Source organism: Candidatus Paceibacterota bacterium, assembly GCA_035452965.1.
Taxonomy (GTDB): domain Bacteria; phylum Verrucomicrobiota; class Verrucomicrobiia; order Limisphaerales; family UBA8199; genus UBA8199.
Map to the genome: position 1 here is coordinate 1 of DAOTCE010000052.1, position 20,051 is coordinate 20,051.

21 protein-coding genes are annotated in these 20,051 nt (G+C 61.7%); 13 read left to right on the top strand and 8 right to left on the bottom strand.

Annotated features, from left to right (window positions below):
* The 9 genes from P5205_21415 to P5205_21455 form a co-directional block, all read left to right on the top strand.
* Positions 1-1,449 (top strand): DUF4055 domain-containing protein (locus P5205_21415; protein ID HSA12922.1); only part of this gene is annotated, 1,449 nt, incomplete at its 5' end.
* Positions 1,450-1,456: 7 nt separating this feature from the next.
* Positions 1,457-2,227 (top strand): hypothetical protein, encoded by a 771-nt coding sequence (locus P5205_21420; protein ID HSA12923.1) that lies wholly within the window; start codon positions 1,457-1,459, stop codon positions 2,225-2,227.
* 24 nt (positions 2,228-2,251) lie between these two features.
* A complete protein-coding gene (locus P5205_21425) occupies positions 2,252-3,262 on the top strand; it encodes a hypothetical protein (GenBank protein HSA12924.1) in 1,011 nt (336 codons plus the stop codon).
* Positions 3,263-3,333: 71 nt separating this feature from the next.
* Complete coding sequence (locus P5205_21430; protein ID HSA12925.1) at positions 3,334-3,567, top strand: hypothetical protein; 234 nt, start codon at positions 3,334-3,336, stop codon at positions 3,565-3,567.
* 159 nt (positions 3,568-3,726) lie between these two features.
* A complete protein-coding gene (locus P5205_21435; GenBank protein ID HSA12926.1) occupies positions 3,727-4,203 on the top strand; it encodes a hypothetical protein in 477 nt (158 codons plus the stop codon).
* 24 nt (positions 4,204-4,227) lie between these two features.
* Positions 4,228-4,818, top strand: coding sequence for a hypothetical protein (locus P5205_21440; protein HSA12927.1), 591 nt, complete (start codon positions 4,228-4,230; stop codon positions 4,816-4,818).
* Entirely contained in the window at positions 4,815-5,276 is a 462-nt protein-coding gene (locus P5205_21445) for a hypothetical protein (GenBank protein HSA12928.1), read from the top strand. Before P5205_21440 ends, P5205_21445 begins: the two co-directional genes overlap by 4 nt.
* Positions 5,273-5,596, top strand: a complete 324-nt coding sequence (locus tag P5205_21450; protein HSA12929.1) for a hypothetical protein — start codon at positions 5,273-5,275, stop codon at positions 5,594-5,596. Before P5205_21445 ends, P5205_21450 begins: the two co-directional genes overlap by 4 nt.
* A complete protein-coding gene (locus P5205_21455) occupies positions 5,593-6,333 on the top strand; it encodes a hypothetical protein (protein ID HSA12930.1) in 741 nt (246 codons plus the stop codon). The genes P5205_21450 and P5205_21455 overlap by 4 nt, the downstream gene beginning before the upstream one ends.
* A 123-nt stretch (positions 6,334-6,456) precedes the next feature.
* Here the strand turns inward: P5205_21455 and P5205_21460 are convergent, their stop codons facing one another.
* Entirely contained in the window at positions 6,457-7,887 is a 1,431-nt protein-coding gene (locus P5205_21460) for a hypothetical protein (GenBank protein ID HSA12931.1), read from the bottom strand.
* A gap of 14 nt (positions 7,888-7,901) precedes the next feature.
* A complete protein-coding gene (locus P5205_21465; GenBank protein ID HSA12932.1) occupies positions 7,902-11,288 on the bottom strand; it encodes an N-6 DNA methylase in 3,387 nt (1,128 codons plus the stop codon).
* 520 nt (positions 11,289-11,808) lie between these two features.
* Here P5205_21465 and P5205_21470 point away from each other — a divergent pair.
* Complete coding sequence (locus P5205_21470) at positions 11,809-12,864, top strand: tyrosine-type recombinase/integrase (protein HSA12933.1); 1,056 nt, start codon at positions 11,809-11,811, stop codon at positions 12,862-12,864.
* A gap of 21 nt (positions 12,865-12,885) precedes the next feature.
* Here P5205_21470 and P5205_21475 read toward each other — a convergent pair whose 3' ends face one another.
* Positions 12,886-13,353, bottom strand: coding sequence for a hypothetical protein (locus tag P5205_21475; protein HSA12934.1), 468 nt, complete (start codon positions 13,351-13,353; stop codon positions 12,886-12,888).
* A gap of 142 nt (positions 13,354-13,495) precedes the next feature.
* Here P5205_21475 and P5205_21480 point away from each other — a divergent pair, with 142 nt between their 5' ends.
* The 3 genes from P5205_21480 (at position 13,496) to P5205_21490 (ending at position 15,932) form a co-directional block, all read left to right on the top strand.
* Positions 13,496-13,750, top strand: coding sequence for a hypothetical protein (locus tag P5205_21480; GenBank protein ID HSA12935.1), 255 nt, complete (start codon positions 13,496-13,498; stop codon positions 13,748-13,750).
* 170 nt (positions 13,751-13,920) lie between these two features.
* Positions 13,921-15,354, top strand: a complete 1,434-nt coding sequence (locus P5205_21485) for a DUF3375 domain-containing protein (GenBank protein ID HSA12936.1) — start codon at positions 13,921-13,923, stop codon at positions 15,352-15,354.
* Positions 15,351-15,932, top strand: coding sequence for a DUF4194 domain-containing protein (locus P5205_21490; protein ID HSA12937.1), 582 nt, complete (start codon positions 15,351-15,353; stop codon positions 15,930-15,932). The genes P5205_21485 and P5205_21490 overlap by 4 nt, the downstream gene beginning before the upstream one ends.
* Here the strand turns inward: P5205_21490 and P5205_21495 are convergent.
* The 5 genes from P5205_21495 to P5205_21515 all read right to left on the bottom strand — a co-directional run bounded on the left by P5205_21495 (position 15,910) and on the right by P5205_21515 (position 19,768).
* Complete coding sequence (locus tag P5205_21495; protein HSA12938.1) at positions 15,910-16,455, bottom strand: hypothetical protein; 546 nt, start codon at positions 16,453-16,455, stop codon at positions 15,910-15,912. The genes P5205_21490 and P5205_21495 overlap by 23 nt on opposite strands.
* Before the next feature lie 328 nt (positions 16,456-16,783).
* Positions 16,784-17,695: a hypothetical protein gene (locus tag P5205_21500; GenBank protein HSA12939.1), complete on the bottom strand. Its 912-nt coding sequence runs from the start codon at positions 17,693-17,695 to the stop codon at positions 16,784-16,786.
* A gap of 119 nt (positions 17,696-17,814) precedes the next feature.
* A complete protein-coding gene (locus P5205_21505; GenBank protein ID HSA12940.1) occupies positions 17,815-18,552 on the bottom strand; it encodes a hypothetical protein in 738 nt (245 codons plus the stop codon).
* Positions 18,553-18,581: 29 nt separating this feature from the next.
* Positions 18,582-18,935: a DeoR family transcriptional regulator gene (locus P5205_21510; protein ID HSA12941.1), complete on the bottom strand. Its 354-nt coding sequence runs from the start codon at positions 18,933-18,935 to the stop codon at positions 18,582-18,584.
* A gap of 11 nt (positions 18,936-18,946) precedes the next feature.
* Positions 18,947-19,768 (bottom strand): hypothetical protein, encoded by an 822-nt coding sequence (locus P5205_21515; GenBank protein HSA12942.1) that lies wholly within the window; start codon positions 19,766-19,768, stop codon positions 18,947-18,949.
* Positions 19,769-20,051 lie beyond the last annotated feature (283 nt).

A 20,051-nucleotide genomic window follows, 5' to 3' on the forward strand; every position in this document is an offset into this window, starting at 1 on the left:
GAGAAGTACCTGGCGCGGTTGGATGCGCAAACGGATGAGGAGTTTGCGGCGTATGGAAAGCGGGCTTCGTTCTTCAACGCGACGGCGCGAACGGCGGAGGCTTACCTGGGGCTGATTTTCCGCCGGCCTCCTTTTGTGAAGCTGCCGAGCGAAGGCACGGGTGTTGGTCGGGCGTTGGCTGAGTTCCAGAATGATGCGGACATGCTGGGGACCTCGCTGACTGGCTACGCCAAGGTTGTGGTGGGGGACGTGGTTGGGCTCGGACGGGCAGGGTCGCTGGTGGATTGGGAAGGTGGCGACGCAAGAGGCCAAGGGGCCGAGCGACGGGCCTATGCGGTGTTCTATCCGGCTGAGCGGATCATCAACTGGCGGATGGGGCGTGTGCGGGGGCGGAATGTGCTGACGCTTTTGGTGCTCAGGGAAACGGCGAACATCGAACATCCAACATCGAACTCCGAACATCGAACGGGGAACACCTCACCCCAGCCCTCTCCCCAGAGCGGAGAGGGTGACCCGTTCGTCAGCGACCTGGTGGAGCAGATTCGCGTGTTGCGTTTGATCGTGGGTGAAGACGGCGATGCGTTCTGCCGTGTGGATTTGTGGCAGGAGCAGGCTGTCGAAGGGGAGAAGGGCAAGACAGAGTGGGTGGTGGTTGACTCGCGGGTGCCGCGGCGGCTGGGCAAGCCGCTGCCGTTGATTCCGTTTGTGTTTCATGGGCCGCGGCATTCGCGGGCGGATGTGGATCGCGGACCGCTGGAAGACATCATCGCGGTGAACCTTGACCATTACCGCCTGGATGCTGATTTCAAGCATGGGCTCCATTTCACGGCGCTGCCGACGGCCTGGGTGAGTGGCTTCGACAAGACGGCGTCGCTGCGGATTGGTTCGAGCTCGGCGTGGGTGAGCGAGACGCCGGGGGCCGCGGCTGGATTCCTGGAGTTCACCGGGCAGGGGCTGACGACGTTCGAGCGGGCGATGGACCGCGATGAGCGGCTCATGGCGGTGCTAGGGTCGCGGATGCTGGAGGACGTGAAGAAGGTGGGCGAGACGGCCACGGCGATCGAGCTGAGGCAGTCGGGCGAATACAGCATCCTGGGCAACGTGGCGGCGAGCGTGAGCGAGTCGCTGACGCAACTCCTTCGCTGGGTGTACTGGTGGAACTCGACGGAGGAGCTACCTGACGACGTGACCAGCGAGCAGGTGTTGGTGACGCTGAACAGCGACTTCAGCACCAAGGGGCTGGCGAGCCAGGACGTGCAGGCAATCGTGGCGGCGTGGCAGGCAGGGGCGATCAGCCAGGACACGATGCATGAGTTGTTCCGCCGGGGTGAGGTTCTGCCCGAGGGGAGAACAAATCCGGAAGAGGCGGCGTTGATCAAGGCCGGTGAGCGGGACCGGCCGGCGGTGAAAGCTTTGGCCCTGGCGCAGGGTGCGGCGGGGAAGAACTGAGTGAGCTATGGCATTGAAGTTCAAAATCAAATCGAAGGATGAAGTGCCGGCGGAGGTGCAGGCGCTTTACGTGGAGCGTGATGGCGCCCTGGTGCTGGACGTTGATGGTGCGGTGGACAAGTCCAAGCTGGATGAGTTCCGGACCAACAACATCACGCTGAGCAACGAGCTGGCGGAGCAGAAGAAGCGCTTTGAGGGCATTGACCCGGACGAGGTCCGCCGGCTGGCGGACGAGAAGCGCCGGCTCGAGGAAGCGCAGCAACTCAAGGCCGGTGAGACCGAGAAGGTGGTCGAGGCCCGAGTGAAGGCGGCGCGTGGCGAGCTGGAGAAGCAGCTTGCGGCGGCGGCGTCCGAGCGGGATGCGCTCAACTCGCGACTGGTGAGCATCCAGATTGACCAGGGCGTGGTGGCGGCAGCGACCAAGCGCGGGCTGCGGGCGACGGCGATGCCTGACATCACCGCCCGGGCGCGGAATGTGTTCCGCCTGGTGAATGGCGTGCCGACGGCTTTTGAGGCCGACGGCCAGACTGTGCGCGTGGGCAAGGATGGCAGCGCGGCAATGACTTTGGATGAGTGGGTGGAGCAGCAGGTTGCTGACGCTCCTCATCTGTTTGAATCCAACGCTGGTGGCGGTGCCGCCGGCAACGGCTCCGGTGGGGCTGGTGGAAATCGGTCCGTGAGGAATCCGTTCCGCAAGGAAACGTGGAACCTGACGGAGCAAATGAAACTGGAGAGAACTGATCCGGCGCTGGCGGCGCGATTGCGGGCGGCAGCGTGACGGATCGCAACCGGAGATTGAATTATGGCCAAGACGGCTATTGCGGACATCATCATCCCGACGAAGTTCGAGCAGTACGCGATTGAGCGGACGGCGGAACTGAGCGCGTTCGGGCAATGCGGCATCATCGAGCACTCGCCGGTGTTCGATGAACTGGCGGCGGGCGGCGGGCGAACGGTGGAAATGCCGTTCTGGAAGGACCTGACCGCGACACGGCAACTGTTGAGCGATTCGGCGTCGCTGACGGTAAACAAGATCACCGCCGACAAGGACATCGCTCGCATTCACAACGACGCGCAAGCGTGGAGCGTGAATCACCTGGCGAAGGTGATTTCGGGCGATGACCCGATGCAGGCGATTGTGGACCTGGTGGCGGCCTACTGGGCGCGCACGGATGAGGGGCTGGTGGTGTCCTGCCTCAAGGGCATCTTCGCGGCTGCGAGCATGAGCGGCAACTTGCTGGCGATTCACTCGGAGTCGGTGGCAGGACAGTCGGCCTCGACGCGGCTGAACGGCGCGACGTTCGTGGATGCGACGGTGAAGCTGGGCGACCGCGGGGACCGGCTGACGGCGGTGGCGATGCATTCGGCCACTGAGGCGGCGCTGCGGAAGCTGGATCTGATTGACTTCGTCCCTGACAGCGAGGGCAAGGCGCAGATCAAGAGCTTCCAGGGCCGGCGCGTGGTGGTTGACGACAACCTGCCGACGCGAGCGGGCAGCACGGACGGGACGGTCTATACGACCTACCTGTTCGGGCCGGGCGCGTTTGCCAAGGGCGCCGCGCCGCTGAGCGGTGCGCCGGTGCAAGGCGGCATCGGGACTGAGGGCGTGGAGTTCTACCGCGATGCCCTGGCGAGCGACTCGGACCTGATCAACCGGCGGCGCTACATCCTGCATCCGCGGGGTGTGAAGTTCAACAGCGCCAGCGTGGCCGGCGACTCGCCGACCAACGCGGAGCTGGAGAACGGCGCGAATTGGACGCGGGTGTTCGAGAACAAGAACGTGCGGATCGTGGCGGTGACGCACAACAACTGAGCGAGAGCGGGCGTCTGAGCGGACCTTGGGTTTGCGAGGACGCCCGCGCTCCTTGTGAAAGGACAAGCGATATGGGCAAAGAGATTCCGTGGAGTTTCCAGAAGATTCGTGGCGGCGAGCAACTGAACCTCAGGAGCCGTCCGTTCACCAACGTTGCGTCGCTGACGGCGGCGGGGGTCACGGCAGCGAGGAATCCTGGCGCGCTGCTTTACCTGAGCGCTGGGGGGACGGGTGCGGTGCCGTGCCTGGCGTTCAGCGACGGCACGAACTGGAAGCAGATCGCCATTGGAGCGAATGCCATCTGAGCATGGATGGCTTGCTTCCAATCATTCGGCGGGCGAGGCGTTCGCTGGTCCCGGTGGCCGGGGCCGCTGGTGGAGCGGACGCCAAGCCTGCTGGTGTTGCGGTGAAGGTCAAGCCTGAGCAAGCGAGTGCCGGCCAGGAGCAGCAGCGGAAGGAGGACGATGCGAAGCGCATTACAGGCGGGCCGGGGAAGTAGGGGCTTGAGCGCGGTGCTGCGGGCCTGGTGGGCGCTGCGGCAGCAGAAGCGGCGACGCGGGCGGGCCCAAGGCTGGGGAGACGGTGTGCCGCCGCAAGTGGTGCTGAATCCAGCGGTGGCCTTCTGGTGTCCGACCGACCCTGCCTGGGTGTCGGTGAGACTGTCGTGGTCGTATCCCACTGACCCGTTCTCCGACGGAACGTTCGAGATCGCGCAGGACCTCGATGGGGAGGGCAGCTTCGAGCCGATCGCGTGGCCAGCGGTTTCCGACAGGGTTGGCACTTGGGGCGGCGTGAGCAGCTACGAGTGGGTGCATGTGTATGCGACGAATACTAACACGCTGCTGCGGTACCGGGTGCGGTGCGTGGACGTGGGAGGTGAGGGCGCGTGGTCGGATGTGTGCGAGGTGGACATCAACAGCCGGGACTGGGCGTTTCCGTAGGCGGGCAGGTCGTAGGAGCGAAAGATGGCACTGACTTTGGTTAAAGAAGACGGGAGCGGCATGAGCGACGCGAACAGCTACGCGGACGTGGCGGACGGGGACATGTACCACGAGGCGCACTTGTATGCATCGGCGTGGACCGGGGCGACTGAGCAGAGGAAGGAAGCGGCACTGATGATGGCGACGCGCCTGATTGACTCGCAGTTCCAGTTCAACGGCAGCCGCACCAACGCGAGCCAGGCTTTGCAGTGGCCGCGTGCGGAGTGCCCTGACCCGGACAAAGGGCTGGTGAGGCTCTCGGCGCTGGTGTCGATTGGCTCGAACTTCGTTCCGTATGACAGCGTGCCGGCGGCGGTGGTGCGGGCGACGTGCGAGATGGCGCGGGAACTTCTGATTGTGGACCGGACAGCGGCGCCGCCGGGGGAAGGGATCAGCGCAACGCAGACGAGCCAAGCGACACATACCGGCACGAGCGGGTCAAGCAGCCAGTCGAGCACGACCTACAGCAAGGAGGACACGCGGCCGATTGTGTCGCGGGTCGCCCAGGCGATGCTGGCGAAGTATGGGGCGCTGATTCAGGGGGGCAGCGGCAGTGTGCGGCTGGTGAGGGCATGAAGTGGCTCAGGACAACGGTGTTTCTGGCGTGGGCCGTGTCGGCTGGGGCGGAGCGGTTGACGCTGGCATGGGATGCGTCGCCCTCGGCGGCGGTGGCGGGCTACCGCGTTTACTGGGGCACGAACTCGCGGGCGTATTTCGGCGTGACCAACGCGGGGCTGGTCCTGACACAGGCGGTGGTGCTGCCGCACCGGGGGCGGTGGTTCTTTGCGGCCACGGCCTACAGCACCAACGGGCTGGAGTCGGATTTCAGCAGTGAGGTGTCGTGGGAGAGCAAGCCCCTGCCGCCGGCGATGGCGGGTGAGGCGTGGGTAAGGGTAGCGCCGGTATTCGGTCGGAGCACAAATCTAGCGGCCTGGGGGAGCGTGACGGGTGAAGCGACGTGGTTCCCGGCGACGAACCGGGCGGAGTTCTTCCGCGTGAACCGGCTCCTGATGGAGCGAGTGATGGTGCCATGACGAACATGAACGTAACGGATTTGATCAGCAACGTGGACCGCGCCGCGGCGATGAATGACCGGTGGTTGTTCGTAGCCAGCTTGGTGGTGTTCGGCGTGTTCGCATGGTTCGTGATGCGGTACTTCGTGCTGCAACACGAGCGGCTGATCGCGGACCACAAGCAGGCGAGGGACAGCTATCAGGAGAGCCTGCGTGGTGTAGTGGCAGAGCAGAGCGCGGCCAATGCCAAGCTCATCGTCTGCCTAGACAACAACACAAAAGTTCTGGAGGAGTGCAGGGATGAGCTGCGCCTCGTCCGGATGGAAAGGAAACAGTCGTGAAGAGCATGAGTCGCGGTGAGAAGATTGTTTGGGCGGCGGCGGTAGCGGGTGCTTTGGCCCTGCTGTTGGCATGTGCGAGCGGGTGCGCCTCGCTGGATCGGGCGGCGTACAAGCAGGAAGTGACGTGGACGAACGCGCCGGTGGTGCATGTGTTCACTAACACGGTGGTCGTGACCAACACAGTGCCGGTGGTCACGGAGCGGACCAATATCGTGTACGTGACCGATGCGGCGACCGGGGCGGTGTCTGGCTACCTGGCACGCGAGCCGGTGGCGACCAACATGGTGACCGCGGTTGTGACCAACATCGTGCCCGTGTTCTACACCAACCTGGTGCAGGTCCCGGTGACCAATCTGGTTGCCAAGCCTGAGGCGGAGGCGGTGATCCAGGCCGCGGGGTCGGTGGTGAACACGTTCGCGCCGGGCATTGGCAGCATCCTGGCGCTGGCGCTGGCGGGGCTGTATCACGGGTACCGGCAGGTGCGGAACCGGAAGGTGAATGAGGCGCTCGTCCAGGGTGTGGAGACGGCCCGGGCGGTCCTGACCACCACACCGCAGGGACAAGCTGTGGATGCGCAGTTCGTGAAGTGGCTCATGGAGCACCAGAAGGAAGCTGGCGTGTTCACAACGGTCTCCGGGCTGGTGGAGCAACTGACCGACAATCCGGCGGCGAGGTTGACGGCGCAGGAGATTGCTCAGAGGGTGCAACTCGCTCAAGCGGGGGCGAAGGCGGCATAGGCCGCGATAGCACTATAGTACTATAGGTGGCTCTGGCGGGTGGTGGCGGGCGTCATGGCTTGGGGGCACCGTCGTTGAGGAGCACACGGGGGCTGTGGAGCGGTGGCGACAATGGCACGCACCTCAGGAGAAGAGGAAATCCAAGTTCCAGTGAACGGTTCCCGGCCGCCCCAGGTCGGCCGACTCCAGAGTGGAGGCCATTTGTGTGATTAAGGTGGATAGTGTTGTATCAGAGAGCAGGTAGCACTGGACGAGCCGGAGAAAGTAGGGGATGCCTTCGATTTTCAGCCGCTTTTCTTTCGACTGCTTTTCGATGGTGATGGCACCTTCGCGTGTTGAGGTCACCTGGAGACCGGCGGATCGGAGCCTGGCTAGAAGGAACGCGGGGTTGTAGAGCGTCATGACTGCAAGTTTTTTGAAGAGCAGAGCTTCGATCACGGAGGAGGGCAGCGGCCACCACGCGAGCGGAGGCATATCGCGTTCGAGTTCGTAACGTTGCCTGGCGCGGTAATGTACCCAGTCAATTCGTAGGCTGTTGTCGGGGAGCGACTTGTCGACCAAGGCCTTGGCTGCCTCATCGATGCGCAAGCGCTTAAAAGTTGCTTTTCCGGGGATATTAGCGGTTAGCCGCGGGTACAGGGTTTGGCCTGTACGAGGAAAGCCGATGAGTAATAGGCCTCGATCGGCATGCACGTATGCGCAGCCTTTCACCGAGCAGTGATTATGGAGCTCCGCGAGTTTGTCGTGGAGGGAGTAGCCGCTTGACTTCAGGTAGCCGAGCTCGCCGTCGGATGGTTTTGGCTTAAACGAGTCCTTGATTCTCGATATTTGCCGGACCAAGCGCTGCTGAAGTGCGGGAGGCAGAGGCTTCGGCGGAGGGGCGGAGGGGCCGGCCGCGGCCACGGGGATAGGCAGCTGGGGTGGTGTGGTGCCTTTACGGCCTACGAGGTTAATGCTGACGCAGATGCGTGAGTTGCCGGATTCGTGGGTTTTTAATTCGCCAATTGCAGCGACGCGGAATGTGGCGAGGTCAATCAGACTTACATCTCCGAGCCGCAGGAAGGTCGTGGTGGAGTGGCCAAGTACGAAGTAGTCACCGAGCTTCGGAATCCGGGTGACGAATTCCACCTCGCCGAGGCCGCCTATGCCTGTTGGCGGATGGGGGTTGGACTGCTGTTCGAGGTGTCTGCGGACGAGTTCGCGCTCGTTCTGGTAGAAGAACCACGCGAAACCATCACCGAGGGCCTTGCCCACATCGCTGGTTTGCTTCAGAAGGTGTTTGAACCCGTTGATGGTATGCAGTCTTTGGCGGAGGCCCCTGCGCGTGAGCGTCTTTCTCCGGGCCACCAGGTCACGGCCTTCCTGGCAGAGTTTTTGGTAAACAGATTCGAGGCGGTAGAGGGCCTTTGCTAGCGTGGGTTGAAAGGTGGTGATGGCGTCCAGGAGTTGTTTCTGGTCGCCACGGTAGAGGAGAATGACGAGCTTCGACCAGCAGGCTTTGAACTGCTCCTCTGCTTGAGACATCTCGAACTGGAGCTGTGTCTTCTGAAACAAGTTCGTGCCTTTGGCTATCGCGGCTCGGATTGTGGCGCGGAGACTCCGGGAGACGGAATGGGCATGCGAGGCGGGGCGGTTTGCCACATGAGGGCGATCTCGGCGGGGGTGAGGCCGTAGGCCTGGTTGACGAGGTCGCTGAGCTGGCGCTCGAGCTGGAGGGCTTCGGCGGCGAGGGCGCGGGCGGGCTCTATGGTGCGGGTGTGCTCGGCGCGGAGGTCTTTGATGCCGGCGGCGGTGAGTGGGTGCTTCTTGCCGCGGATGCGCTTTACCTCGGCGACCAGCGTGTCGGAATCCAGCTCGATCAGGCCCTGGAGCTTGTTGGTGGGCCTTTCGATGGCGTATTCGACGCGGAGCCAATCGAGCACGGTGCGCTGCGTTTGTTGCTGAGTGGAGGTGATTGCGATTAGGCGGCGGACGATGGATTCAGCTTCTTGACGCTGGTTGTCGGTGGGCTGTGGGATCGGGAGATTGTTGACGACCGGCTTGAAGAAGCGAAGCGCTTCATCTTTCCCATGTGTGGCGCGGCGCCACGCATACCACCAGATGGCTGGAGAATTTGCCACGGCCAGCACCCAGGCGTCACCGGTGGGGAAAAAGTATGCGGTGTTGTTGCAAAGGGTTGCTGCAGAGTCGAGGCACCACTGCAGCTGCCAGCTTATGTCCGGGTACATTATCTTGGGCCGGGCGAATTGCTCCCAGTAGGCGCAGGAGCGTAGCTCCCACCAGAAGCGTCCCTGGTCCTGTCTGTTCTGGAGCTCGGCCCTGAATTGTGCCAGGTGGCCGCTAATCGCTGGGTAGGTGTTGGCAAATATTGCCTCTGCGTCTTGGCCTCCTTCTGACCAAGGCCATTCGCGGTTCTCGCTCGAGGCGAGGACGATCATGGACCAGCCCGCTGTGTCGGCAAGCCAACGGTGGAAATCCTGTCCGCGCAGGTAGGGCCTGATGAGGTCGGCTGACCGCGGGTCCTGCTTCACGAGGGCCTTGCGGGTGTCGTTATCAACGAGGTAGGCCTCGTTGAAGCCAGTCTTGATACCGCTAAGGGGCTCGGTGCCAACAAAGTCTTTGAGTGGCCGGCCTGCTCGATCCAACTTGTCCAGCAGAGAGAAAACCCCTCGGGGTTCCAGCTGCCAGCCGACTCGTGCCAGCTGGTCTAAGTCCATATCGGCGCCCTGAGTCTCGATCTGGACGCTTAGGTCGTCGATGCGGAGCTGTTGGCGCGGGATGGTGCAGAGCCTGGCGGTCGTCGGCTTGGGTGCGTCGGTGGGTTTCTGGGCGACGATGATTGAGGGGAAGACGTCGGCTTCCACGAAGATTTGTTTGGCGTGGCCGAAGTCCACGACGGAGCGGATCCAGGCTTTGTCGGCGAAGAACTTCCTCAGGGGTTCGCCGTAGCCGGCCTTCATCCACTTGTTGGTGACGATGAGGGAGAGCAGGCCACCGGGCTTCAGGACGCGCAGGCCCAGCTCGTAGAAATAGACGTAAAGGTCGGCCATGCCGTGGAAGGCCTGGTAGTTTTTCTCCAACCACGGCTTGATAGGGGTGAGGAGTTCCTGCCGGACGTAGGGCGGGTTGCCGACAACGACGTCGAAGCCGTCTTGGGCGAAGACCTCGGGGAAGGCGGCTTGCCAGTCGAGGGCTTTGGGGTGGACGGCGGTGTCGCTGATGACGCTGTTGCCCTCGCGGATGGTGTGGTCGAGGCTGGTTAGACGCTTGCCCTTGGCGGCGGTCTTGATCCAGAGGCTGAGCTGGCAAATCTGGATGGCTTCGGCATTGAGGTCCACGCCGTAGAGGTTGTTCTGGAGGATCTGGCGATCGAGGTCGAACAGCGTGCGCTGGCCGCGGAGCTCTTCCAGGCGAGCGTTGGATTTATCAAAAACGGTGTGGAGCTGGTCGAAGGCTTCGATGAGGAAGGCGCCGCTGCCGCAGGCGGGGTCCAGGATGCGGAGGTTTTTGAGTTCTTCCTGCCAAGCTTCCCAGAAACGGATGAGGGCCTTGCGCTGGGGATCGTTGATGGTTGCCAGGTCGTAGGCGTTGGGATCGGCGAGGGCCTTGCGGGCGGTGCCGGTGGTGTCGGTCTCGTGGCGCTGGCGGAGCGCCTCGAAGCGCTGCTTGAGGACGCCGCCCAAGGCCTGCTCGACGATGTAGCGGGTGATGAAGGCGGGGGTGTAGAAGGCGCCTTCCTGCTTGCGGCGGCTGACGGCCTCAGCCTCGTCCACGGGGCCCGCCGGCGCCTCGAGCTGCTGGCGCATGCGCTCAAGGTCGGTGATGGACTGCTCGAAGATGTGGCCGAGGATATCGACGTCGATAACCGGTCGGGCGTGGGTGTCTTCGTTGGAGTCGGCGATCTGACGGGAGGGGCGATAGTCGAAACCGCCGAGGTCGCGGAAGTGGGCGCAGACCTCATCAGGCACCGAGAGGGCATCCAGGGGCGGATCGGGCGCGAAGAGGCCGCCGTTATAGGCGGGGATGCTCAGGGCGGCGCTGCCCTCGTCGATGGCGTGGAAGAGGCTGCGGAAGTTGTGCCAGACCGGGCGGGGGTTGTAAGGGTCGCGGTGTTCGTAGGCGTGCTGGAGCGACTCTGCCGGGAGCAGGCCACGATCTTCGCAGAAGGCGCAGAAGAGGACGCGGTCGAGCAGCTTCTGGGTGCAGCGGAGGATTTCGGCCGAGGCGACGGACGAGTTGGCCCTGCAGAGCCGCGTGAGGACGCGCTGGCGGATATCGGAGTAGAGGGCGTAGAATTGGTTGGTGAGCTGGCGGCCAACGTGCTCGGAGGCGCGGAGCAGTTCGTTGAAGTGGCAGCCCTGCTGGGGCGGCGTGACTCGCTCGGCGCCGAACAGGAAAACGAAGCGCTTCAGGAGCACCGGGTCGGCGGCCATGCGCGCGGTCTCGAAGCGCTCGAAGGTGTTTTGTTGGGAGCCCTTGTGGTAGAGGCGGGTCTCCCGCATGGAGGTAACTGTTATCCAGTCGCACGGGAGATTGATGGCGTACCGGTAGGCCTGGTCGACCGCAGACATGGGCCGACCGGCGAACGGGCGGTCGAGCGGGTCGCGGGTGCCTTTACCTTCGAGGACCGCGATGAAGCGGTGGTCCTTTTTGCCGAAGCGGCCGAGAACGGCATCGGCGCGCTGGCCGTCCACCTCGATGGTGGTTTCGCGGGAGAGGGTGAAGCTCTCGGGTGAGGCGGCGGGGCCAGTGTAGCCGAGCAGGCCACAGAAGATGTCGTTGAGGAAGTCGGGCAGTAGGGCGGTTTCCTTGAACTCGTCGGCGCGGCCGGAAGCGATGAGGTCGGCCCAGTGTTTGAGCTTGGGCTGGTGTTCCTCGACCCGGCCGGGTGGGGTGAAGGCCAGGAGCTGCTGGCGGATGACTTCCGGGTGAAAGAGGGGCTTGGTCTCGAGCATGGTCCGGGGCTACGGGGTTGGCGATGGCCCGGAGGGCCGGACTGGTGGCGCGGGGGCAGGGTGAGTGACACGGTGGCCCGGAAGGGACACCTTGCCGATCAACAGGTTTGCGCAAGTGCCGCCCATGACGAAAAGTCGCGCAATGATGGACCTCTCAAGCTAGCGGTGCACGAAAAAAAGCCGACGCGCGATTGGGTGCCGTTGGGAGCCGCGACGGCTATCGGAGCCGCGCTGTGGTGACGGGGCGGTTGGGGCTTACTGCTAACAGCGGTTTGGGTAACGTGGGGGACCAGAATAACCGCCGAGGTGCCTGTTATGCAGTTGTTATGCATTTAGGGCTGTTAGGGAGGGGCGAAGTGCTGCGAAACCCTTATTGTGAAGGTGTTTTTGGGGAATGGAGCGGGTGAAGGGAATCGAACCCTCATTACAGGAGTGGTAGTTAAAGTGGGATAACGTTGGCTATTTTCCTGAGGAAAATGGCTTGCTTTGGAAATAGTTACTTGCACTACTTGCACTCGCTATGGCTTATCTCTATCGCAAAAAGCGGTCGCCTTTCTGGTATCTGGTTTACATCGATGAGGACCAACATGAGCGCCACAAGTCCACTGGTTTGCGCGCCGATAGCCCGAAGGAGACGGCGAGGGCAAAGGAACTGCGCGCGGAGAAGGAAGCGGCGGAGTACCGCCGGGCGCCTGGGATTGACCGCGGGAACTGGGACGGGTGGGTCACCAAGTATCTTGAGCACCACTGCGAAAGTCCGCGCACCCTGGAGCGCTACCTCGATGCCTGGAAGTGGCTGGGTCTCTGGCTCCAGACGAAGCGCTACCACTCGCCGAGGATCATTACCTACAAGAACGCGGTTGAGTACGTGGAGTGGCGGACGTCGTACAAGAAGAAGACGGGCAAGACCGTTGGTCGCAATACTGCCATTCTGGAACTGAAGATCCTCGCCATGATCATGGGAGAGGCGGTGAGGCTCGGCCACGCCGATGCCAACCCGCTTGTGAGCATCAAGCTTCGGCGCGAGATGGCCGAGAAGAAGCCGGAGTTGACGGACGCGGAAGTTGTGGAGATCCGGGGCAAGCTCAAGGATGAACCGGCGTGGATGCAGAGGGCCTTCGAGATTGCCTTGCACACCGGTTGCAGGCTGCGCGAGACGCGGATTCCGCGCAGTTGCATTGACCTGGTCGAGAACAAGATCACGTTTCCGTGTCCGAAGGGCGGAGAGGAACGGGCTTTTTCTGTCCCGATGCCATCCGCCTTGCGGCCTTTGCTCGAGGAGTTTCACCGCAGCAAGGAGAGGTTCACGGTGGAGTTCCCGTTCCAGCCGTCGCGGCGGTGGCAGCAGTTCTTCATCAAGATCAAGAAACCGCACCTGTGCTTCCACTGCCTGCGGGTGACATACATCAACCGGCTGCGCCGGGCTGGGGTGCCGCGGGAGGCGGCAATGCGCCTGGTGAACCATGCGTCCGAGCTGATCCACCAAGTGTATCAGCGGGAGAAGGTGGAGGATGTGGCGCAGTGGCGAGATGCGGTGAATTTTCCGCAGTCGACGCCAGCGGTTGCTGCAGCGTAGGGCCGGACGCTCCGGGAGAAGTTATTCGCCGAGGTCTCTCGATGTTGGGTACGGGCCTCCGAAGGGGATGGGACTTGGGTCGAATCCGCCATCTTTTGTCGGGTCGGGAAAGTCTGCCGGAAATGTCGAGGCGGTACCGACGGTCTGTTTGGCCCAGGCCAGCCATTCGAGTTGTGCGGATGTGAGTAGTTGCGATTGGCTTTTCCAGTGCCGTTCGCACTGTTCAACGAACTCAAGCAGCGAGCAACAAAAGCGCCAATCTTCAGCAGCTTTCACCAGGTTGGCCCGGCGGGTCTTTTTGGCGGCGGCGAACTTCTCCCCCCGCTCACACCCGAGCTCCTGCGCCGGCCACATCGCTCCATCGCCCGAAACCATCGCATCTGCGAGGCGCTCTTCCTTGCCCGCTACATCGAGAAATTCGGCACCGGCACCCTGATGATGATCAAGGAAACAGCCGCCCACGGCCTGCCCGAGCCCCAGTTCGAACAAATCCGCACCAAACCCCGAAGGGGTTGAAGAAAGTAGCCCAGGGTCGCGGAGGGCTGCGGGGCGCCACCCTGGGATCCCGCCCGCCAATATGGTGCCCAACCCTGAAGGGGTTGCAGACATTACCGCCCGCGCCCGGCAATTCTTGGATGAAATCACCGCCGCCGAAGAACGCCAGTTCCCCTCCGTCGGCCACGGCACCGAGTTTCGTTACCGTTCGGCTCCTCAGCCCAAGCCGATTTCAGCATCTCAGCTTTCAGCGTTTCAGCATTTCTCCCTGTGCGGCACGGCCCTGGTCCACGCAAATGAGGTGATCCATGCTGCCTTCTTCCGCCTGGAAGACACCGCGCAGCCCGACCACATGGCCTCGCTTCGCCGCCGCCGTCACTATCGGGAATAAGGCGTGGTACCAGCCCACAAGCAGGTCATTGCATGCCTGACGTAAATAGAATACAACGCTCTCGGCAGCCGGAAATCGCCTGGTGCCCCAACCGCCAACAGGAACCAGGCGATATGCCGACGTATCCAGCCACGCAGTAGTGCGTAGGATACACAAGCCGACGAAATCAGATGGATTACCAGGAACTCAGACAGCTTACCGCCTACCCAGCAGTCGACCTGCTCAGGAGTGACAACGCGGCCATGGTCCTCGGGTTCCTGTTCCGTGCATTCAAGGCACATCACCGAACGGTGCTTCCGGAAGGACAAATCCGCGCATTGCTGGAAACGTACCTAGAAGAACTACGAGACGCCGAACCCGAACACTATACGATGGCGGCCGTTCAGTATCTCTCGATTTGGTGCGACAACGCCCACCAGTGGCTCCGGAAATACATGCTCGACGATTCCACTGAGCCCCTTTTTGAGATGACTTCCGGGTCGGAAAAGGCCCTGCTGTGGATGGAGCAACTGGCCGCCACCACCGAGTTCGTTGGCACCGAAAGCCGGCTCGACAGTATCTTCAAAGGCCTTGATGACCTCCTGAAGAACACCACCACGGACCCGACCTCCCGCATAAAGCAACTCGAAGCGGAAACCACACAAATTCAAGACGAAATCGACCGCATCCGCACCACCGGAGTCGTCCCGACCTACACGCCGGTTCAAATCAACGAGCGGTTTGCCCAGCTCCTCTCAACCGCTCGCGAACTCTTGGGCGATTTCCGGATGGTGGAAGACAACTTGAAGAGAATCGCCCAATCCATCGCGGAAGCCCATGCCAGGCCGGGCATCACCAAGGGAAACATCCTTGGCCAGATGCTCGACGCCGACGAGGCCCTGCGAAACTCCGAACAGGGCCAGTCCTTCTATGCCTTCTGGGCCCTGCTGCTCTCCACCCAACGCCAGCAGGAATTTCAGGACGCGCTCAAGAAGGTCATTGCCCTGAAAGACCTCAACGATAGGCTCAGGTCGAGCCCGCTACTCACCAACCTCGTCTCCCATCTCCTCACCGAGGGGGAGAAGGTTTTGGACTCCGGCCAGCGCATGGCCACCAACCTCCGCCGCGTTTTGGATACCCGCCGTGCCGCCGACCGTGCCAAGGTGCAGGAGCTAATCCAGGACATACAAGCGCTGGCCATCCAACTCCGTCCCAATCCTCCGGAAGAGCCCGTGTTCGATGTCCTGGAGTTTGAGAATTTCTTCAACGCCATCAGCCGGCCGCTTTGGCAAGCACCGCCCCAAATGACTGTCCTCGACCAAGTGAACGTGGCCGACGGCACCATCAGCAAGGAAGACCTTAAGGCGTTCTCCAATCTTCCGCACATCAGCCTGCACGAAATGCGGACGAACATTCGAGCGGTACTGGAAGACCACCAGACACAAACACTCGAGCAGGTTCTGGATCACTTCCCGCCCAAGTACGGCATGTTTGAAGTCCTCGGGTACCTGCTAGTGGCTCTGGCTGACCGGAAACACTACGTAGGCGAGGAAGACCAAGTCATCACCGTTGCTGCCCCAAAACCCACAAAATGGCGGGTTCCCCGTGTGCTATTCTGCCGATGAACACTGAATTTACACCCTTAGACTTCGTAAAGACGCGTCTTCTCAAAGAAGCGATCTACCGCAAAGACCAGGAGGATTGGGAGGTGCTCCGCACTAACCAAGACAAGGTAAATCACTTTTTCCACAGCCTGGGTCTCAGGCTCGTCATGGATGAAGCTGAGGGCTTCGCCTTCCTCGATCAAATCCAGATCGAAGGGGTGGACCGCGTGCCCAAACTCACCCAGCGCCGACAGCTTAGCTACCAAGCTACCCTGCTCCTCGTGTGTCTCCGGGAGGAGTTCTGCCGCTTTGACACCGCAGCCCCGGATGCTACGCGTCTCATGAAAACCGTTGGGGAACTGCAGGACCTCGTCTCCGCCTTCCTGAAGGAAAGCACAAACCAGGTCAGAGATATGAGCCGGATCTCCGCCGCAATCCAAAGGCTGACAGACCTCGGCTACCTCGAGAGAATCAGCGACGACCCGGAGACCTACGAAGCTAAACCGATCATCAAAGCTAAACTGGGCCCCGAGCAGCTCGAGGATATCAAACTTCGGCTCAGCAAGTATGCAAACCTTAATTCCGATACAAGCGACTGACGGCCAACCCACCCTGCCCGGATTCCGCCTGAAGCGCCTCGAGGTTCTCAACTGGGGCACCTTCCACGGAAAGATCGACCGCCTCATCGCGGACTGCCGCTGGACGCTCATCTCCGGCAGCAATGGAAGTGGCAAGTCCACTGCAGCCGACGCACTGCGAACGCTTCTCGTCCCGCCTTCCAAGCTTACCTACAACGATGCCTCCGTGGACCAGAAGCTTAGGAACACGAGAAAAGACCGCACCAAGAAGACCTACATCCGCGGGGCCTACGGTGCCTCCAGCCAAGAAGATTCCGCAACGGCGATCCTGCAGTTCCACCGATCCGAAGGCGAGCAGTCCAGCATATTGGCCGTATTCGCCAACGAATATACCGGCGCCGTCGTTACCTTGGCCCAAATCCTCTGGATGCAGAACGACGAGACTTATCAGCACTACCTCGTCGCGCGCCAGGAACGGACCATCAAGGAACACCTCACAAACCTCGGCGAAGGCCGCCAGTTCAAACGGCAGCTCCAAACGCATGGCTTCGAGGTGTTCAACTCATTTTCCGCCTACGAAGTCAAATTCCGCAGCTACTTGGGCATCCCCGGTGCTAGCGCTCTCGAGGTTTTCAACCAGGTCATCGGCGTCAAGGAAGTCCATGATCTTAACACGTTTATCCGCAAGCACCTCCTCGAGCCGACCAGGACGGGGGACTACATCCAAGCGCATCTCAAGCCTCATTTCACACAGCTCAGCGCTTGTTGGGAAGCCATCCAAAAGGCCGGCGCCCAACTGGAGCTGCTGAAACCGATTGTCGAGAACCACGCCAAGCTTATCGAGGCGGAGAAAGCCAAGGCAGAGCTCGAAGCTATTCAGGCGCTTCTTCGGCGTGCTTCTGTTCCTTCTCCTGCTGGAGGCGGATGGCTTCCTGTTTCTGGTGTTCCCGCCAGCGGCGCTCGGACTCGATGCGTTGCTTCTCCCACTCGATTTTTTGCTGCGCTCGAAGTTCCTGAGCGTCGAGGAAGTGTTTGCGGACCGCCCCCACGAGTTGAGCGAGCAATTCTTGCAATGGCAGTTTGTTGGTCTCGGACCACTTTTGAAGTTCTTCGCTGCTGTAGTGACGGGATTCTTTAATTGAAAAGGTGAGAAGCCCAGCGGGCTTGCCGGTCTGGCGAGGGTATTCATAACTTGGCGGATAGGTTCGTGAGCCATCCGGGCGTATAACATCCTCGGCGATGCTGAGCTGGAGCCTGTCCTGGCCTTTCCTGAAATGACCGGGGTTGCAAGAGCTTTGCGATTTGCGCCAGTTGATCCCCAGTGGTTCCAGGCTGCCGAGTATCACGTGAAAGGCCTTCCCTACGCGTTCGGCCAGATTCTTGGAGACCACTACTTCGGGAAGGTTTGGCTCCCTACGAAGCTCGGCCCGCTTGTATGAGTCGAGCCCGGCCTTGTTCAGCGCCGTGAGGAGTTCGGACGCCGTCTGATGTAACGGAGTTAGTCGGGTTGGGAGAGGGAGAGACTTCGGCATCGGGTTCCGCGCCTCTTTGGCAGAGAGCTCTTCACTTGTTAGAGGCAGCGGACTCTTTGGCGGGGCCTGACCGGCTGCGACTTTGGCCCAGTAGCCAGGCGAGGGGTAGGGCACGTTCAGCTTATTGCATCGTTTGGCGATGGTTACGTCTGAGATTCCGAGCTCGCCGGCGAGTTTGCTGGCGGGAGTGGACCAGACTAGATCGTGGAGTTCCTGCCTCGAATAATCGGAAAGCTCGCGTTTCTTGCCCATTACAGAGGATGGTATTGAAAGTGACGAAGAACGGGAGGGAATTTTGGTGTGAGTTGTTTTTACTTGAGCGAGGGCGGCGGGGGAGCAACCTCGAGCGATGATTCGGGAGCCAATCAGAGTCACACGTGAGGAGCTTCATCGATTGCTTTGGAGCAAGACGATGCGCAGGGTCGCTGAGGAGCTATGTCAGGATTGTTATGCCAGAGTGCCTCGCGGGCGGCGGTTGTGCAGTTTTCGGGGTCGACCGGGAACAAGCCGGAGAGGTCGTTCGGGACCGGACGGAACGGGTCGGCGCCGGCCCAAGCGAGGAGGGCAGTCCAGCGGACCTGGTTGTGCTGGACCGCGTCGCAAAGCGCGAGGGCGGCTTGATCGTCCAGGGCGGAGAATTCGGCGCGGAACTGGCGGTAGAATCGGAGCAGAGGGCGGGCTTTGATCGTGCAAAGTGCTTCAGCGAAAACGTTGTCGCGGTTTGGGTCTGTGCCGGCGCGCAGGTGTCGTTCCATCGCGCCGAGGTCGAGATCCTTGCAGCAGGTTTGGAAGTCCAACTGTTTTGCCTGGGCGCCGTGGCTGACGAGGAGGTCGGCGATATCGTAGCGCTTGCGTGCGCGGGCGAGGTCGAGGGCATCGGCGAGCTCGGGCGGGGACCAGCCGCCGGCGCGAAGGAGTTCTTCGACCATGCTGTGGAAGCCGGTGCGGATGGCTTCCTGGAGGAGCGGGAGGGTCTTGCCGGGGCCTTCGGAGGTCCGAAGGCGTTTGCCGGCTTTGATCCAATCCTGGAGGGCAAAGAGCTGGCCCTTATGGATGAGGTCCAGAAGTTGTTTGAGGTCTTCGGGGAGCGCGCGGCGACTGGTGGGCATGAGGTGTCCCTTGATGCGGCTCCTCTGGCTTACGACTGTTTCGGTGGCCTCCTTCGGGCCGGTTTGGGGCGCGGGGCGTTTGGCAAGCACCCAGCTCGTGCCGGGGCCGGGTGAGCCGTTTGAGCCCTTTGTGAGCCCTTCGCCGGGGCTGAGCCCTTTGAGCCGTTTGTGAGCCCTTTGCGGGCGAGGACGTAGTAGGTTCCCTTGCCCGTGTGGCCGATCTTCTCCAGCACCCCCAGCGAACGCAGTTGTTCGAGGTCCCGAGATGCGGTGGGTTTGGAGACAGAAAGCAGTTTCTGGTAGTCGCTGTTGTCAATGCGGCCGTGGGTTTTGACGAAGGTTAGCGCCTGCTTCTGCCGCTCGTTGAGCTGCAGTTCGGCCATGACTCTTTCGGTTAACCAGTCGCGCCAGATGGTGGTGATGAATTCGCCGGGGCTTTGGGGTCCACATCACCTTTGCCCTCTCCCCGGGGCGGAGAGGGTGGGGAATCGAGCAGGCCCTCCAGGGTGTAGCTGCGGACCAGCTTGGGATGGAGCCTGGCGTAGGCGGACGTGAGCGAGACGATGTCCGCGCCGGCGGGTTTGCCGCCGATGAAGGCCAGGAGGCCGACCTGGTTGGCGACGGGCTTGAAGATTTCGTCGCACTTGCGGAGGTCCTCATCCCTGGCTTTATACACGTCGCTCATGGCGGAGGTCGGGGACATGCAGCAGGCTTTGAGCTGGAGTTCGGCGACTCCGTTCCAGACTTCGCCCTGGTCGGACTTGGGGGCGCCGCACGATTCGAGGGACTGGTGAACGGAGCGGGTCTTCTTGGAGCGGCTCTTGTAAGCCATGACGTGGCCGGATTCGGCAAATGCCTGGGAGGCGTAGGACCAGCGACCCTGCTCGGTGCAACTGACGGGGATCTTGGTCTCTGAGACTTCTTTGATGAGGATGGACGTATTCAGGACGCGGTTCTGTTTGGCGCCGGCGAGCTCCTCGCCGTCGATGAGGAGGACGGGCTTGTTGGCGCGGTTGACGACCAGGAGGTCGGGAACCGAGCCGGCGGCGGAAACTTCAGTGATGGCGATGTCCCAGGTGGCGAGGGCTTCGCCGAGGGTGCGGTATTGGAATGTGCCGTCTGCCGGGGCGATGAGGGGCAGAATGGTGATGTTTTTATAGGTCTGAGCTTCTCCGAACTGAACCGACTGCAACCGACTTTGAACCACGCTTTCCATGTATTTCCTTTCTTTGGTGCGGGGCGGAACTCACCCAGCATCCGACAATCTTACCATGTGGGGGGTGTCAAAGAATGACACCCCCTATTAGAAAGTTGCGGAAATGTTAGAACCACGGATGGACACGGATAGACACGGATTTACCCCTCACCCTTCCCTCTCCCCATCGGATGGGGAGAGGGTGAATTTCCTGGCGGCGTTACCCAGGGTGGCGTTCGTGCCTCACTTACCCTGATACCGTCTCCAAAGTTATTCACAGCCGAGCAGAGCTGGCCCCCAAAGC

Bases quoted from the DNA above. Each gene is read 5' to 3' on its own strand.
- P5205_21420 (HSA12923.1), top strand. From the start codon at position 1,457: ATGGCATTGAAGTTCAAAATCAAATCGAAGGATGAAGTGCCGGCGGAG.
- P5205_21495 (HSA12938.1), bottom strand. From the start codon at position 16,455: ATGCGTTTGGAGCTGCCGTTTGAACTGGCGGCCTTCGCCGAGGTTTGT.
- P5205_21445 (HSA12928.1), top strand. From the start codon at position 4,815: ATGAAGTGGCTCAGGACAACGGTGTTTCTGGCGTGGGCCGTGTCGGCT.
- P5205_21465 (HSA12932.1), bottom strand. From the start codon at position 11,288: ATGCTCGAGACCAAGCCCCTCTTTCACCCGGAAGTCATCCGCCAGCAG.
- P5205_21515 (HSA12942.1), bottom strand. From the start codon at position 19,768: ATGGAAAGCGTGGTTCAAAGTCGGTTGCAGTCGGTTCAGTTCGGAGAA.
- P5205_21450 (HSA12929.1), top strand. From the start codon at position 5,273: ATGACGAACATGAACGTAACGGATTTGATCAGCAACGTGGACCGCGCC.
- P5205_21490 (HSA12937.1), top strand. From the start codon at position 15,351: ATGAACACTGAATTTACACCCTTAGACTTCGTAAAGACGCGTCTTCTC.
- P5205_21440 (HSA12927.1), top strand. From the start codon at position 4,228: ATGGCACTGACTTTGGTTAAAGAAGACGGGAGCGGCATGAGCGACGCG.
- P5205_21510 (HSA12941.1), bottom strand. From the start codon at position 18,935: ATGGCCGAACTGCAGCTCAACGAGCGGCAGAAGCAGGCGCTAACCTTC.
- P5205_21505 (HSA12940.1), bottom strand. From the start codon at position 18,552: ATGCCCACCAGTCGCCGCGCGCTCCCCGAAGACCTCAAACAACTTCTG.
- P5205_21435 (HSA12926.1), top strand. From the start codon at position 3,727: ATGCGAAGCGCATTACAGGCGGGCCGGGGAAGTAGGGGCTTGAGCGCG.
- P5205_21470 (HSA12933.1), top strand. From the start codon at position 11,809: ATGGCTTATCTCTATCGCAAAAAGCGGTCGCCTTTCTGGTATCTGGTT.
- P5205_21430 (HSA12925.1), top strand. From the start codon at position 3,334: ATGGGCAAAGAGATTCCGTGGAGTTTCCAGAAGATTCGTGGCGGCGAG.
- P5205_21500 (HSA12939.1), bottom strand. From the start codon at position 17,695: ATGGGCAAGAAACGCGAGCTTTCCGATTATTCGAGGCAGGAACTCCAC.
- P5205_21485 (HSA12936.1), top strand. From the start codon at position 13,921: ATGGATTACCAGGAACTCAGACAGCTTACCGCCTACCCAGCAGTCGAC.
- P5205_21425 (HSA12924.1), top strand. From the start codon at position 2,252: ATGGCCAAGACGGCTATTGCGGACATCATCATCCCGACGAAGTTCGAG.